This window comes from Caballeronia sp. NCF2 (genome assembly GCF_023631205.1).
Taxonomy (GTDB): domain Bacteria; phylum Pseudomonadota; class Gammaproteobacteria; order Burkholderiales; family Burkholderiaceae; genus Caballeronia; species Caballeronia zhejiangensis.
Window position 1 is genome coordinate 115,498 of record NZ_JALQDN010000050.1, and the last position, 13,812, is coordinate 129,309.

The 13,812-nt window shown below is 63.8% G+C and carries 13 protein-coding genes; 11 read left to right on the forward strand and 2 right to left on the reverse strand.

The window, feature by feature from the left end:
• Window positions 1-4: 4 nt before the first annotated feature.
• From NCS02_RS16960 to NCS02_RS36310, 3 genes are all read left to right on the forward strand, one after another.
• On the forward strand, window positions 5-826 hold the full coding sequence (locus tag NCS02_RS16960; protein WP_250456726.1) for a sugar phosphate isomerase/epimerase family protein: 822 nt from the start codon (window positions 5-7) through the stop codon (window positions 824-826).
• A 58-nt stretch (window positions 827-884) separates the two neighbouring features.
• Window positions 885-1,706 (forward strand): IclR family transcriptional regulator, encoded by an 822-nt coding sequence (locus NCS02_RS16965; protein WP_175979296.1) that lies wholly within the window; start codon window positions 885-887, stop codon window positions 1,704-1,706.
• Between the two features lie 142 nt (window positions 1,707-1,848).
• Entirely contained in the window at window positions 1,849-1,980 is a 132-nt protein-coding gene (locus tag NCS02_RS36310) for a hypothetical protein (protein WP_284502551.1), read from the forward strand.
• 5 nt (window positions 1,981-1,985) lie between these two features.
• On the opposite strand, the gene NCS02_RS16970 is transcribed toward NCS02_RS36310, so the two are convergent.
• The gene (locus NCS02_RS16970) at window positions 1,986-2,621 is read right to left on the reverse strand and encodes a helix-turn-helix domain-containing protein (RefSeq protein ID WP_008353462.1); all 636 of its coding nucleotides are present in this window, start codon (window positions 2,619-2,621) and stop codon (window positions 1,986-1,988) included.
• A gap of 198 nt (window positions 2,622-2,819) precedes the next feature.
• Here NCS02_RS16970 and amaB point away from each other — a divergent pair, with 198 nt between their 5' ends.
• The 8 genes from amaB to NCS02_RS17010 all read left to right on the forward strand — a co-directional run bounded on the left by amaB (window position 2,820) and on the right by NCS02_RS17010 (window position 11,179).
• Entirely contained in the window at window positions 2,820-4,319 is a 1,500-nt protein-coding gene (gene amaB / locus NCS02_RS16975) for an L-piperidine-6-carboxylate dehydrogenase (RefSeq protein WP_033536131.1), read from the forward strand.
• 7 nt (window positions 4,320-4,326) lie between these two features.
• The gene (locus tag NCS02_RS16980; RefSeq protein WP_250502943.1) at window positions 4,327-5,499 is read left to right on the forward strand and encodes an NAD(P)/FAD-dependent oxidoreductase; all 1,173 of its coding nucleotides are present in this window, start codon (window positions 4,327-4,329) and stop codon (window positions 5,497-5,499) included.
• Between the two features lie 263 nt (window positions 5,500-5,762).
• Complete coding sequence (locus NCS02_RS16985) at window positions 5,763-5,954, forward strand: hypothetical protein (protein ID WP_175979298.1); 192 nt, start codon at window positions 5,763-5,765, stop codon at window positions 5,952-5,954.
• Between the two features lie 296 nt (window positions 5,955-6,250).
• A complete protein-coding gene (locus tag NCS02_RS16990) occupies window positions 6,251-6,637 on the forward strand; it encodes a PaaI family thioesterase (RefSeq protein WP_250502944.1) in 387 nt (128 codons plus the stop codon).
• On the forward strand, window positions 6,637-7,554 hold the full coding sequence (locus tag NCS02_RS16995; RefSeq protein WP_250519897.1) for a LysR family transcriptional regulator: 918 nt from the start codon (window positions 6,637-6,639) through the stop codon (window positions 7,552-7,554). Before NCS02_RS16990 ends, NCS02_RS16995 begins: the two co-directional genes overlap by 1 nt.
• Window positions 7,555-7,679: 125 nt before the next feature.
• Window positions 7,680-8,873, forward strand: coding sequence for a CaiB/BaiF CoA transferase family protein (locus tag NCS02_RS17000; RefSeq protein ID WP_250502945.1), 1,194 nt, complete (start codon window positions 7,680-7,682; stop codon window positions 8,871-8,873).
• Window positions 8,870-9,808, forward strand: a complete 939-nt coding sequence (locus tag NCS02_RS17005; RefSeq protein WP_250502946.1) for a hydroxymethylglutaryl-CoA lyase — start codon at window positions 8,870-8,872, stop codon at window positions 9,806-9,808. Before NCS02_RS17000 ends, NCS02_RS17005 begins: the two co-directional genes overlap by 4 nt.
• Before the next feature lie 33 nt (window positions 9,809-9,841).
• The gene (locus tag NCS02_RS17010) at window positions 9,842-11,179 is read left to right on the forward strand and encodes an MFS transporter (protein WP_250502947.1); all 1,338 of its coding nucleotides are present in this window, start codon (window positions 9,842-9,844) and stop codon (window positions 11,177-11,179) included.
• A gap of 129 nt (window positions 11,180-11,308) precedes the next feature.
• Here the strand turns inward: NCS02_RS17010 and NCS02_RS17015 are convergent, their stop codons facing one another.
• Window positions 11,309-13,708 carry a phosphoketolase family protein gene (locus NCS02_RS17015; RefSeq protein ID WP_175979301.1) on the reverse strand — a complete coding sequence of 800 codons (2,400 nt, stop codon included), beginning with the start codon at window positions 13,706-13,708 and terminating at the stop codon, window positions 11,309-11,311.
• Window positions 13,709-13,812 lie beyond the last annotated feature (104 nt).

Here is a 13,812-nt window from a genome sequence, read left to right on the forward strand (position 1 = left end):
GTCGATGTCACGACGCAAGCTATCTCTGTCCGCGCTGACGATCCTCGAACTGACGCCGCCGCAGATGGTCGAGTGCGCCGCGCAGGCGGGCTACGACTTCGTCGGCCTGCGCCTCGTGCCCGCGACCGATACGGAAGTGCGCCACGAGATCGTCGGCGCGACGCCGCTGAAACGCGAGACGCTCGCGGCTTTGCGCGATACCGGCATCGGCGTGCTGGATGCCGAAATCCTGCGCCTCAAGCCCGACACGAACGTCGCCGATTACGAACCGATGCTCGCAACCGCCGCCGAGCTGGGCGCGCGCTACGTGCTCGTCGCGGGCAACGATCCTGACGAGGTCCGCACGGCCGAGCGGCTCGCCGCGCTGTGCGATCTCGCGAAGCCGTATGGCCTGTCGCCGTCGCTCGAACCGATGCCCTGGACCGACGCGAAAGACATCGTGCAGGGCGCGCGCATTGTGAAAGCGGCGCAGCGCGCGAATACGGGCCTCATCGTCGATCCGATCCATTTCGACCGCACGGGATCGTCGACGCGAACGCTGCGCGAATTGCCGCGCGAATGGTTCGGTTACGTGCAGTTCTGCGACGCGCCCGCCGAGCGCCCGAGCGATCTCGAAACGTTGCTGTATCAGGCGCGCGCCGAGCGGATGATTCCGGGCGAGGGCGGCCTCGATCTCGCGGGCATTTTGCGCGCGTTGCCCGACGATCTTCCGCTCTCGCTCGAAGTGCCGATGAACGAATGGGCGAAATCGGCGAGCGCGCTCACGCGTGCGAAACGTCTGCGCGAGGCGACGATTGCATGGCTGGAGGAAACATACGCCGGTTGAATTCCGAGGTGGAATCATGTTCTCATTCCGAATCATCGGAACTTCGAGAGACTGAAAGATGGCGGGAAATCTGGAGCGGGCGTTGTCGATCATCGAATTGCTGGCGAAAAACGGCGGGCGGATGCAACTCGCCGCCATCGCCGACACGCTCAATATTCCTCGCAGCGGCACGCATCGCCTGCTCGCGATGCTGATCGACGAAGGGTACGTGCGGCAGGACGAGGATCACGGCGAATACATGCTCGCGCTCAAGCTCGTGTCGCTCGCGCTCATCTATCTGTCGACGGGCGGCGTACTCGACGTGTCGCAGCCCGTGCTCGACCGGCTCGCGGCGCAATCCGGCGAACTGGCGCGGCTGGGCGTCGTCGAGGACGATCACATTACGTTCGTCGGCAAGGCGCAGGGCGCGAAGTCGGGGCTGCGCTACGACCCGGACATGGGCAGCCAGCCGCCCTTGCATTGCACGGCGAGCGGACAGGCGTGGCTGTCGTCGCTTTCCGATGAGGAGGCGCTCGAACTCGTGTCGAAGCAGGGCGGGCTCGGCAAGCCCGGCTCGGGCGGACCGAAGGCGCCGAAGACGATCCAGCAGTTTCTCGCCGATCTGCAGGCGGCGCGCAAACGCGGCTACGGCATCGCGAGCGAGACGTACGAGGCCGGCATGACGTCGATGGCCGCGCCGATTCATCATCCGGTGACGGGCGTCGTCGTGGGCGTCGTGAGCCTCGCCGGGCCGACGAGCCGTTTGCCGGAGGCGCGTCTGAAGGAGCTCGCGCCCGCGCTGCTGGAAGCGGCGTCGGACATGGGCGCGGCGACGTTGAGTTCGCCCTATTTCAAGCGGTCGGCGGCGAAGGTGGAGGGGAAGGCTGTCAGTGCAGGCTGATGCTGGATTAGCCCGAATGGACGAGGTGACGCGGGGAAAACGCCCGCATTATCATCGTTTTCATCATGAAACGAGAATTTGAAATGCCTACTCCACTCGATCCGATCGTGTCCGAATTTGCCACTGTCTGGCGGCGGTGGAAATGCGTCTCGTCGTGTCGATGCTGACGGCGAACTTCACCGCGCAACTCGCGACGAATCCCGCCGATATCCACGAGGTCTGCACCTTCACCGTCGGCCCGAACGAAATGCCGATGCGTCTTTTCCTGCGATGAACGCGTCAGCCGGCGTCCACGGCATCGCGCGCGGATGAGGGCGCCGGCACGCCGCCTGTGGCCATCCACAGCACTTCGGCGTCTTCGTCGCTCGTCGAAATCGCCGCGTGGCCGGTGCGGCTGTCGAAGTAGATGCTGTCGCCGGCATGCAGATGCGTCGGCGCGTAGAGTTCGGAATAGAGGCACACGCTGCCGCTGATCACGTAAAGAAACTCCTCGCCTTCGTGACGGCCCCAGTCGTCGAACGCATCGAGCGTGTGCGCCGAAATGCGGATGCGAAACGGCAGCATCGCCTTGTGCGCGAGTTCGGTGGCGAGCAATTCCATCTGATAGCCGCGATACGCGTGGCGCTGTCCTTCGTTGCGGCGCGTGAGCGCGCGCCGGCCGCTCGCATTCGGCGCGGGCGCGGTGCCGAAGAGTTCGGCGAGATCGATCTGCAGGCCGCGCACGATTTTCTGAAGCACGTCGAAGGTCGGCGACATCAGCCCGTTCTCGATTTTCGACAGCGCCGAGCGCGACACGCCGCACATCCGGCTCGCGGTTTCGAGCGTCAGGTCGTGCGCGAGCCGCGCGCGTTTCACGCGGGCACCGAGATCGGAGGCGGATTGTTCGGGCGAATTCTTAGTGCCGGGGCTGGACATGGGAACGTGTGGGAGCGCTTTGTTTCCGATAATAACATCGCGCAAAACGGCGGCGAACGGCCCGCATCTGGTGACAACCCTAATATTGACGGCTGTTGTGAGCGCCATCGGCAGCGCGTATAGTCTCCTGACTTCCGAAAGTTTCTTATCAGAAACTTTTGCTCCGACGAACGAACCCGCTTCGCAAGGACTTTCATCGTGAATGCACAATCGATTCTTTCCGACCTCGGCATCGCGAGCCTCGTCACCGATGGCGATATCGCCGTCACTTCCCCGATCACGGGCGAAGTCATCGGCCGCGTGAAGCAGAACACCACCGCCGACGTCGACGCCGCGCTCGCCGCCGCCCGCACCGCGTTCGCCTCGTGGCGCAACGTGCCCGCGCCGCGCCGCGGCGAACTCGTGCGCCTGCTCGGCAATCGGCTGCGCGAGAAGAAGGAGGCGCTCGGCCGGCTCGTGTCGCTCGAAGCGGGCAAGATTCTCCAGGAAGGCTTGGGCGAAGTTCAGGAAATGATCGACATCTGCGATTTCGCCGTCGGTCTCTCGCGCCAGTTGTACGGCCTGACGATCGCGTCGGAGCGGCCGGGTCATCGCATGGCGGAGACGTGGCATCCGTTCGGCGTGTGCACGATCATCTCGGCGTTCAATTTCCCGGTCGCGGTGTGGTCGTGGAACGCGGCGCTCGCCCTCGTGTGCGGCAACGCGGTCGTGTGGAAGCCATCGGAGAAAACGCCGCTCACCGCGCTCGCCGTCGACCGCATCCTGCGCGATGCCATCGATGAATTCGGCGCGGCGCCTGCGGGCCTCGCGTCGGTCGTCATCGGCGGGCGCGAGGTCGGCGCGGCGCTCGTCGCGGACAAGCGCTCGGACATCGTCAGCGCGACGGGCAGCACGGAAATGGGCCGCAAGGTCGGCGTCGCGGTCGCGGAACGCTTCGGCCGCTCGATCCTCGAACTCGGCGGCAACAACGCGGGCATCGTGTCGCAGACGGCCAATCGCGATCTCGCGCTGCGCGGCATCCTGTTCTCGGCGGTCGGCACGGCAGGGCAGCGCTGTACGTCGCTGCGGCGTCTTTTCGTGCACGAAAGCATTTACGACGAAACCGTCGCGCGTCTGAAAGATCTCTACGCCAAAGTGCCCGTCGGCAATCCGTTGGAGCAGGGCGTGCTGATGGGCCCGCTCATCGACGTGCAGGCGTTCGCGCGCATGCAGGACGCGCTTGAACAGGCGAAGGGCGAAGGCGGCAAGGTGACGGGCGGCGAGCGCGTGACCGTGAAGGGCCACGAAAACGGCTACTACGTGCGCCCGGCGCTGGTCGAAATGCCGTCGCAGACGGAGGTCGTGCTGAAGGAGACCTTCGCGCCGATTCTCTACGTGATGCGCTACACGGATTTCGACGAAGCCATCGCCGCGAACAACGCCGCCGCGCACGGATTGTCGTCGTGCGCGTTCACCACCGATCTGCGCGAGGCCGAGCGCTTTCTGTCCGCATCGGGCAGCGACTGCGGCATCGCGAACGTGAACATCGGGCCGAGCGGCGCGGAGATCGGCGGTGCATTCGGCGGCGAGAAGGAAACCGGCGGCGGCCGCGAATCGGGCTCGGATGCTTGGAAAGCCTACATGCGCCGCGCGACCAACACGATCAACTACTCGTCGGAATTGCCGCTCGCGCAGGGCATCGACTTCAATCTGAGCTGAGGCCAACGTGAGTTCGAGCGTTGTCATCGTAGGTGGCGGCGTGATCGGCAGCTCTGTCGCGTACTTTCTGCGCGCATCGGACCCGACCGTGCAAGTCACCGTGATCGAGCGCGACCCGACTTACGCGCGTTCGTCGTCGGCGCTGTCGGCGGCCTCGATCCGGCAGCAGTTCTCGACGCCGCTTTCGGTACGCATGTCGCTCTTCGGCATCGACTTCCTGCGTTCGATCGGCGAGCGGCTCGAAGTGAACGGCGAGCGTCCGTCGATCGATCTGCACGAAGGCGGTTATCTCTTTCTCGCGACGGCGGCGGGTGCGTCGACGCTGCGCGAAAACCACGCGTTGCAGCGAGCGCTCGGCGCGGACATCAGCCTGCTCGACGCCGCGCAACTGCGCGCGCGTTTTCCGTGGCTCAACACGGACGATCTCGCGGCGGGCGCGTTCGGCGAGAGCGGCGAAGGCTGGTTCGACGGCTACGGTCTCGTGCAGGCGCTGCGTCGCAAGGCGCAGGCGCTCGGCGCGCGTTACGTGACCACGGAAGTCGTCGGCATCGAACGCGAAGGACGGCGTGCGAACGCCGTGCGCGCGGCCAACGGCGAAACGTATCCATGCGATGTCGTCGTGAACGCGGCGGGTGCGTGGTCGCGTCCGGTCGCGGCGATGCTCGGCATCGACATTCCGGTGTTCGCGCGTCGGCGCAGCATCTTCAATGTGTCGTCGCCGGCGACGCTCGAGCGCGCGCCGTTGCTGATCGATCCCACGGGCGTCTATTTCCGTCCTGAAGGGCGCACGTATATTTGCGGCACGTCGCCCTCGGCGGACAACGATCCCGACGACCTGCCGCTCGACGAAGTCGATCACGCGCTCTTCGACGACGTGATCTGGCCGACGCTCGCGCATCGCGTGCCGGCGTTCGAGGCGCTGCGCGTCGAGCGTTGCTGGTCCGGCTATTACGAATACAACGTGCTCGATCAGAACGCGATCATCGGCCATCATCCGGATGTCGATAATTGCATCTTCGCGAACGGGTTCAGCGGACACGGCCTGCAACAAGGCCCGGCAACAGGGCGCGGCGTCAGCGAACTGATTTTGCGCGGGCGTTACGAAACGCTCGATTTATCGCCGCTCGACTGGACTCGCGTGCTGGAAGGCCGGCCGATCGTCGAAAAGAATGTCGTATAACTGATAGAAGACTGCCAACGCCGCTTTCCATAATCGATGATTGAAGTCTGCCCGGCCATGCACCGGGCATTTTTTTCGCTACGAAACAGACAGGCGGATTGGAACCGGTTCGGATTTGCGTTGCGAACGGGCATTCTTATCATCATCGTCAGGCTGGCGGGCTTCGTCCATTAATGAAATCCACTAGGGCCAGCCGCTTTCGATGAGTGCATTCTGAATCTGTCAAAACGCTTTTTTCGCGCTTCATAGATAGGAGACAAAACATGGAAGCCAATACGAGCGCGCATTTCTACGCCTGGATCGACGACGGCGAGCTGCCGCACGACACGAGCGTTCCGGTGTCGCATCGTTCGAGTCAGGTATCGGCCGAACCCGAATATATCGCAGAGATTTGCGGACGTTTCGGCAAGACCGATGAGGAAAAAAACTCCTGCGTCATTCGCGGATATAACTGACGCCCTTTAATGCAGTGTGTTGCGTTCGTGAGACGCTTTGTCACGACGCATATTTACGCGCACAAAGATGCGCCATGCGATTCATGACGGACCTTCATGAAACGCATATAGCGAATTTTTGTGTGCGTTGCCAAGCAGAACGCGGTCCGGTGAGTTTGTAAATCGGAACTGCGTAAATCGAACCCGCCGCGTGCGGGTTTTTCCATTCTGGATGTCCGGAAAACAGGTTCGTGCCGCCCGGCAGCGCCTGGCCGCCGATGGCACAATCGCCGCAACGCAGGCAATCAGGAGCAAAGGTGGCGAACCTGGATCTGGACAATCCGTTTCTCGAAGCGCTCGGCGCGACGCTCACGGAATGGCGCGCGGGCTACGCCGAATTCACGATGCCGATACACGCCGGGCATCTGAGCCGGCAGCGCATCCTGCAAGGCGGCGCGATCGCCACGCTGCTCGACGCCGCTTGCGGCTACGCCGGTCTCTTTCCGACCGGCGCCGCGCCTGTGCACGGCTTCACTCTTTCGCTGACCGTGAACTATCTCGATCGCGGCATCGGCGACAAGGTCGTCGCAAAAGGCTTTCTCGAACGTCAGGGACGCTCCGTCTATTTTGCACGCGGCGAAGCGTGGGTCGACGATCGCGTGATGATCGCGAGCGCGCAAGGCACCTTCAAATACGCGCGCTGATGGCTACCCGCAATCTCCTTCGGCGTCTCGATCTCACGACGCTGCAACTCTTTCTCGCGGTGTTCGAGGAAGGCACGCTCACGCGCGCGGCGGAACGCGAGGCGATCGCGGTGTCGGCGGCGAGCAAGCGTCTGCTCGAACTGGAGCAGGCCGTCGGCGCCGCGCTGTTCGAACGCAAGGCGCGCGGCATGGCGCTGACGCCGGCGGGCGAAACGCTGCTTCATCACGCGCGGCGCGTGCTGCGCGATGTCGAGAACATCGGCATCGAACTCGCGGAACATGCGAGCGGCGTCCGCGGCTACGTGCGGATGATGGCGAATCTCTCGGCGATCGTCGAATTCCTGCCGGAAGACTTGCGCGCGTTTTCGTCCGTGCACGAGCAGATCAAGATCGATCTCGAGGAGCGCCCGAGCGGCGGCATCGTGGAAGGCGTCGCGGACAGTCTCGTCGACCTGGGCATCTGTTCCGGCGACGCCGACACGCGCGGCCTCGCAACCGCGCATTACCGGCACGACCGGCTCGCGCTCGTCATGCCCGGCGATCATCCGCTGGCGAAGCGCGCGAGCATCGCATTCGCGCAGACGCTCGACTTCGATCACATCGGGCTGCATTCGGCGAGTTCCATCAACCAGCGCACGCATCTCGCGGCGCGTCAGGCGGGGCGCGCACTGCGGTTGCGCATCCACGTTCCCGGTTTCGACGCGGTGTGCCGCATGGTGCAGGCGGGCATGGGCGTCGGCGTGCTGCCGATGCAGGTCTTCGAAGCGATGGGTCGTCAGCTCGGACTCGCGGCCGTCGCGCTCGACGACGACTGGGCAGCGCGCAGCCTCGTGATCGTCGTGCGCGATTCGGATGCGCTATCGCCCGTGAGCCGGCTGCTGTTCGATCATCTGCGGACCGTCGAAGCAGGCATTTAGCATTCAAAAAACCGGCGAGCGTTCGCGTTTGACGAACGATGCTTGCCGAAATGCGGTTGGACGCCCCCGAGCGTTCGCCAATAAGCTTGTCTCCATCGAAAAGCACATCATCAGGAGACAGCGGCATGAGCGGACCTCTTCAGGGCATTCGCGTCATCGAAATCGGCACGCTGATCGCCGCGCCGTTCGCGGCGCGCATGCTGGCCGAATTCGGCGCGGAAGTCATCAAGATCGAAGCGCCGAATACCGGCGATCCCCTGCGCAAATGGCGCAAGCTGCACGAGGGCACTTCGCTCTGGTGGTATCTGCAATCGCGCAACAAGAAGTCGGTGTGCGTGAATCTCAAGTCGCCCGAAGGCGCGGACGTGATCAAGCGTCTCGCCGCCGATGCCGACATCGTCATCGAAAACATGCGGCCCGGCGCGCTCGAAAAACTCGGTCTCGGCTGGGACGTTTTGCATGCAATAAACCCGAAGCTCACGATGGTCCGCATCTCCGGCTACGGCCAGACGGGTCCGTACCGCGACCGGCCGGGCTTCGGCGCGATCGGCGAGGCGATGGGCGGCATCCGTTACACGACGGGCGACGCAGAAGGGCTGCCGGCGCGCGTCGGCGTGAGTCTCGGCGATTCGCTCGCTTCGCTGCACGGCGTGATCGGCGCGCTGATGTCGGTGCTGCGCGTGAAGACCGGCAAGGGCGACGGCCAGGTGGTCGATGTCTCGCTCGTCGAAAGCGTGTTCAATCTGATGGAAAGCCTCGTGCCCGAATACGATCTGCTCGGCCATGTGCGCGAGCGCAGCGGCGGGGCGCTGCCGGGCATTGCGCCGTCGAACACGTATCGCACGGAGGATGGCGGCTTCGTTGTGATCGCGGGCAACAGCGACCCGATCTACAGGCGGCTCATGAAGGTGATCGGCCGTCCCGATCTCGCGGACGATCCCGCGCTTGCCCGCAACGACGGCCGCGTGCGTCACAGCGCAATGCTCGACGAAGCGATCACCGCGTGGACCTCGCATCATTCGATGGACGATGTCCTGGCGACGCTCGAACGCGAGGAAGTGCCGTCGGGTCGCATCTACTCCGTCGCGGACATCGTCAACGACGCGCATTACCAAGCGCGCGACATGCTGCTGAAGGCAGAACTGCCGGGCGGCGCATCAGTGAAGATGCCGGGCATCGTGCCGAAGCTCTCCGATACGCCGGGCGAAGTGCACTGGCAAGGCCCGGCGCTCGGCGAGCATACGCAATCGGTGCTCGAATCGCTCGGCTTCGCCGCGGATGAAGTGGAACGGCTGCGTGCCGAAGGAGCGGTGCAATGAATTACGAATACAAAGAACCGTTGATCGTGCAGGAGGTCGCGCCGCGCGACGGTCTGCAGATCGAAAAGCAGTGGGTCGAGACCGAAGACAAGATCGCGCTGATCGACGCATTGTCGGCGTGCGGCTTCTCCCGCATCGAGGCGGGCTCGTTCGTGTCGCCGAAAGCGATTCCCGCGCTGCGCGATGGCGACGCGGTCTTCAACGGCATCCGGCGCGGGCGAGGCGTGATCTACGTCGCGCTCGTGCCGAATGCAAAGGGCGCCGAGCGCGCGCTCGCCGCGGGCGCCGATGAACTGAACCTCGTGATGTCCGCGAGCGAGACGCACAATCGCGCGAACATGCGTATGAGTTGCGAGTCGTCGCTGGCCGGTTTCGGCGATGTCGTTCGGCTCGCCTCTGGCAAGGCTTCGCTGAACGCGACCGTCGCCACCGCGTTCGGCTGCCCGTTCGAGGGGCGCATCGACGAAGAGCGCGTCGTGTCGATCGCGCGGACGTATCGCGAAATGGGCATCGACGGCATCACGCTCGCGGATACCACCGGCATGGCGAATCCGCGTCAGGTCGCGCGGCTGGTCGCACGCGTGCTCGAACACGTCCCCGCCGCCGATCTGACGCTGCACTTTCACAATACGCGCGGCCTCGGCCTCGCCAACGTCCTCGCTGCCTACGACACCGGCGCGCGCCGTTTCGACGCCGCGCTCGGCGGTCTCGGCGGCTGTCCGTTCGCGCCGGGCGCTTCGGGAAACATCTGCACCGAAGACCTCGTGAACATGTGCGATGAGATGAGCATTCCGACGGGCATCGATCTGCCAAGGCTGATTGCGCTGTCGCGCACGTTGCCCGCGCTCGTCGGACACGAAGTGTCGGGACAAGTCGCGAAGGCGGGACGCAATTGCGATCTGCATCCGGCGCCCGATTACGTGCAAGCGATCTAATTCAAAAGACCAAAACAACACTGGAGACAAAACATGAGCGATCTAAGCGTCCACGCGGCCGATGAGCCGCACATTGTCGGCAACACCTCGCACATCATCCGCAAGGTGGCATTGCGGCTCATGCCGCTCATCATGCTGTGCTATTTCTTCGCGTTTTTCGACCGCATCAATATCAGCTTCGCGAAGTTTCAGATGCAGAGTTCGCTCGGCCTGTCGGACACCGCATACGGTCTCGGCGCGAGTCTTTTCGTGATCGGCTATGTGCTCTTCGAAGTGCCGAGCAACATGCTGCTCTACAAGGTCGGCGCGCGCCGCTGGATCGCGCGCATCATGATTTCGTGGGGCATCGCGACCGCGCTCATGGTCTTCGTGCAGACGGAATGGCAGTTCTACGGACTGCGCTTCATCATCGGCGCGATGGAAGCGGGCTTCGCGCCGGGCGTGCTGTATTACCTGACGCTGTGGTTTCCGGCGAGCTATCGCGGGCGCATCACGTCGATGCTGTTTCTCGCGTCGGCCTTCTCGGGGCTTTTCGGTGCGCCGCTGTCGGGGCTCGTGCTCGGGCATCTGAATGGCGTCGCGGGCATCGCGGGATGGCACTGGCTGTTCCTGCTCGGCGGCCTGCCGTGCGTGCTGCTCGGCATTCTCGTGCTGAAGGTGCTGAAAGATCGCGTCGATGACGCCGCGTGGCTCACGAGCGACGAGAAGACGTATCTGAAGAGCCAGATCTCGACGCAAAGTCAGCATACCGACACCGGCCATTCGCTGTTCGGCGCGATCAGGACGCCCGGCTTCCTGATGCTCGGCCTGATCTACTTCCTGATTCAGATCGCATCGTACGGTCTCAACTTCTGGGCGCCGCATCTGATCCGGGCGGCGGGCACGCAGAATCCGACGATCATCGGCTTGCTCACGGCCGTCCCATATATCTGCGGCGCGATCTGCATGGTCGTGGTCGGCCGCATGTCCGACCGGTCGGGCGAGCGCCGCAAGTTCGTCGCGAGGCTGCTCGTGATGGCGGCTGCCGGCTTCTTCGCGGCGGGCATCTTCGACAAGCAGACGACGCTGCTCATCGCCGCGCTCGGCGTGATGGGCGCGGGTGTGATCGCCTCGATTCCGGCGTTCTGGGCGCTGCCGCCGAAGCTCTTGACCGGCGCGGGCGCGGCGGGCGGGATTGCGCTGATCAACACGCTGGGGCAACTGGGCGGCATCGTGAGCCCGGTGATGGTCGGCCGCATCCGCGACACGATGGGCAGCACGACGCCCGCGCTGTATGCGATCGGCGCGATGAGCGTGCTGTGCGCGCTGTTGCTGCTCTTCGGCTTGCCGCAGACGCTCAGGCAGAAGGATCATTCGGAGCGCAAAGCCTGACGCCAAGGCTTCTGCGAACGGGAAAGCGCCCGGCGGACTGCATGTCCCCGGGCGCTTTTTGCATTTTGCATCTGGCGTTTTGCATTCATCAGGCCAGATGGCATCTTGCATGCCGCATTCAGTCTCGCATCAATCCTTCCACGTCCACTCGCGGATCTCGTCGCGATCGATGCCTTCCTCATGCGCGTACCGCACGCTCTCGATGATCTGGTTCTTGAGCCATTCCTTCGTATGCGCGCTGCTGCCCGCGATGCGCGGCACGCGGTCGATCACGTCGATCGCGAGCGTATAGCGATCCACGCCGTTGATGATCGCGAGTTCGAACGGCGTGTTGATGTTGCCGCGCTCGCGATAGCCGTGAACGTGCATGTTCGCGTGATTCGTGCGGTTGTACGTGAGCTTGTGCACGAGCGACGCGTACGAGTGGAAGTTGAAGATCACGGGTTTGTCGCGCGTGAAGATCGAATCGAAATCGCGATGCGACAAGCCGTGCGGATGCTCGGTGTCCGGCAGCAGCCTGAAGAGATCGACGACGTTGACGAAGCGGATCTTCAGATCGGTGCAATGCGCCTTCAGGATTTCGACGGCGGCGAGCGCTTCCATCGTCGCGATATCGCCCGCGCACGCGATCACGACATCCGGCTCCGCGCCCTGATCCGTCGACGCCCAGTCCCAGATGCCGATGCCCTTCGCGCAATGCACGATGGCGTCCTGCATGTTCAGATATTGCAGATGCGGCTGCTTGTCCGCGACGATCACATTCACGTAGTCGTGCGTGCGCAGACAGTGATCCGCGACGCTCAACAGGCAGTTCGCATCGGGCGGCAGATAGATACGCACGACGTTCGGGCTCTTGTTCGTGACGACATCGAGAAAGCCGGGATCCTGATGCGTGAAGCCGTTGTGATCCTGCCGCCACACGAGCGACGTGATGAGCAGGTTGATCGACGGCACCGGCGCGCGCCAGCCGACTTCGGTTTTTGCTTTTTCGAGCCACTTCGCGTGTTGGTTGAACATCGAATCGATGACGTGCACGAACGCTTCGTAGGTCGCGAAAAGACCGTGACGCCCGGTGAGCACGTAACCTTCGAACCAGCCTTCGAGCGTGTGCTCCGACAGCATCTCCATGACGCGTCCGTCGACGGACAGCGCGCCGCCGTCTTCGTCTTCGGGCAGCGTCTGTGCGATCCAGCGCTTGCCCGATACTTCGTACACGCCGTCGAGCTTGTTGCTCGCGGTCTCGTCCGGGCCAAAGAGACGGAAGCTCGTCATGTTGCGGCGGATCACTTCGCGCAGGAACGTGGCGAGCACGGCCGTCGGCGACGTGTAGACGCTTGCGGCGCGTTTGAACTCGAACGCGTAGTCGCGGATATCGGGCATGTCGAGCGATTGCCGCAGCGCGCCGCCGTTCGCGTGCGGATTCGCGCTGATGCGGCGCGTGCCTTCGGGTGCGAGCGCGCGCAGCGGTTCGATCAGACGGCCGTCTTCATCGAACAGTTCCTCGGGCTTGTAGCTGCGCAGCCACGCTTCCAGTTGCGCGAGACTGCGGGGATTGCTTACGGCATCCGCGATCGGCACCTGATGCGAGCGCCAGTAATCCTCGACCTTCCGGCCGTCGACTTCCTTCGGTCCGGTCCAGCCTTTAGGCGTGCGCAACACGATCATCGGCCAGCGCGGGCGCGTCACGTTCTCAGGATTGGCGCGCGCGTTCGCCTGAATCGCGCGGATATCGGCGATGCAGCGTTCCAAGGTCGCGGCCATGCGCTGATGCATCGTTTCCGGATCGTCGCCTTCGACGAAATGCGGCGCGTAGCCGTAGCCCCTGAACAGGTCTTCGAGCTCGTCGTGCGGAATGCGCGCGAGGATCGTCGGATTGGCGATCTTGTAGCCGTTCAGGTGGAGAATCGGCAGCACGGCGCCGTCGGTCGCGGGATTGAGAAACTTGTTCGAATGCCATGATGTGGCGAGCGGGCCGGTTTCCGCTTCGCCGTCGCCCACGACCGCCGCGACGATCAGATCGGGATTGTCGAACGCCGCGCCGAACGAATGCGACAGGCTGTAACCGAGCTCGCCGCCTTCGTGAATCGATCCCGGCGTTTCCGGCGTGCAATGCGAGCCGATGCCGCCCGGCGACGAAAACGCGCGAAAGAGCTTGAGCATGCCGCGCTCGTCGAAACTGCGATCGGGGTAAATCTCCGAGTAATGGCCTTCGAGCCACGAGTTCGCGAGCGTCGCGGGCGCGCCATGGCCGGGACCGGAGACGAACAGGACGTTCAGATCATCGCGCTTGATGAGCCGGTTCAGATGCACCCAGACGAACGACTGGCCGGGATCGGAGCCCCAGTGTCCGAGCAGACGCCGCTTGATGTGTTCGCGCTCGAGCGGCTCGCGCAGCAGCGGATTCGCGCGCAGGTAAATCATGCCGACCGAAAGATAATTGCAGGCCCGCCAGTAGGCGTCGATCTTCGCGAGAAGATCGGGATCGAGAGGCGTCTCGAGGGCGGTCGTGCCAGTGACGTCGTCGTTCAATTGGTTCTCCTGATGAGTGAGAGGATTGGTCGAGCGTCGTGCGTGCGGCTTGCGCAGATCGAATCCTGCGCGCTGGTTAATGATCGGCTGTGATTGTGGCGGTT

What these genes read in the sequence shown, in the direction of transcription:
- NCS02_RS16970 (WP_008353462.1), bottom strand. Translation starts at nt 2,621, where the DNA reads ATGTCCAGCCCCGGCACTAAGAATTCGCCCGAACAATCCGCCTCCGAT.
- NCS02_RS16985 (WP_175979298.1), top strand. Translation starts at nt 5,763, where the DNA reads ATGGAAGCCAATACGAGCGCGCATTTCTACGCCTGGATCGACGACGGC.
- NCS02_RS16995 (WP_250519897.1), top strand. Translation starts at nt 6,637, where the DNA reads ATGGCTACCCGCAATCTCCTTCGGCGTCTCGATCTCACGACGCTGCAA.
- NCS02_RS36310 (WP_284502551.1), top strand. Translation starts at nt 1,849, where the DNA reads ATGCGTCTCGTCGTGTCGATGCTGACGGCGAACTTCACCGCGCAACTC.
- NCS02_RS17010 (WP_250502947.1), top strand. Translation starts at nt 9,842, where the DNA reads ATGAGCGATCTAAGCGTCCACGCGGCCGATGAGCCGCACATTGTCGGC.
- NCS02_RS17000 (WP_250502945.1), top strand. Translation starts at nt 7,680, where the DNA reads ATGAGCGGACCTCTTCAGGGCATTCGCGTCATCGAAATCGGCACGCTG.
- NCS02_RS16960 (WP_250456726.1), top strand. Translation starts at nt 5, where the DNA reads ATGTCACGACGCAAGCTATCTCTGTCCGCGCTGACGATCCTCGAACTG.
- NCS02_RS17005 (WP_250502946.1), top strand. Translation starts at nt 8,870, where the DNA reads ATGAATTACGAATACAAAGAACCGTTGATCGTGCAGGAGGTCGCGCCG.
- NCS02_RS16965 (WP_175979296.1), top strand. Translation starts at nt 885, where the DNA reads ATGGCGGGAAATCTGGAGCGGGCGTTGTCGATCATCGAATTGCTGGCG.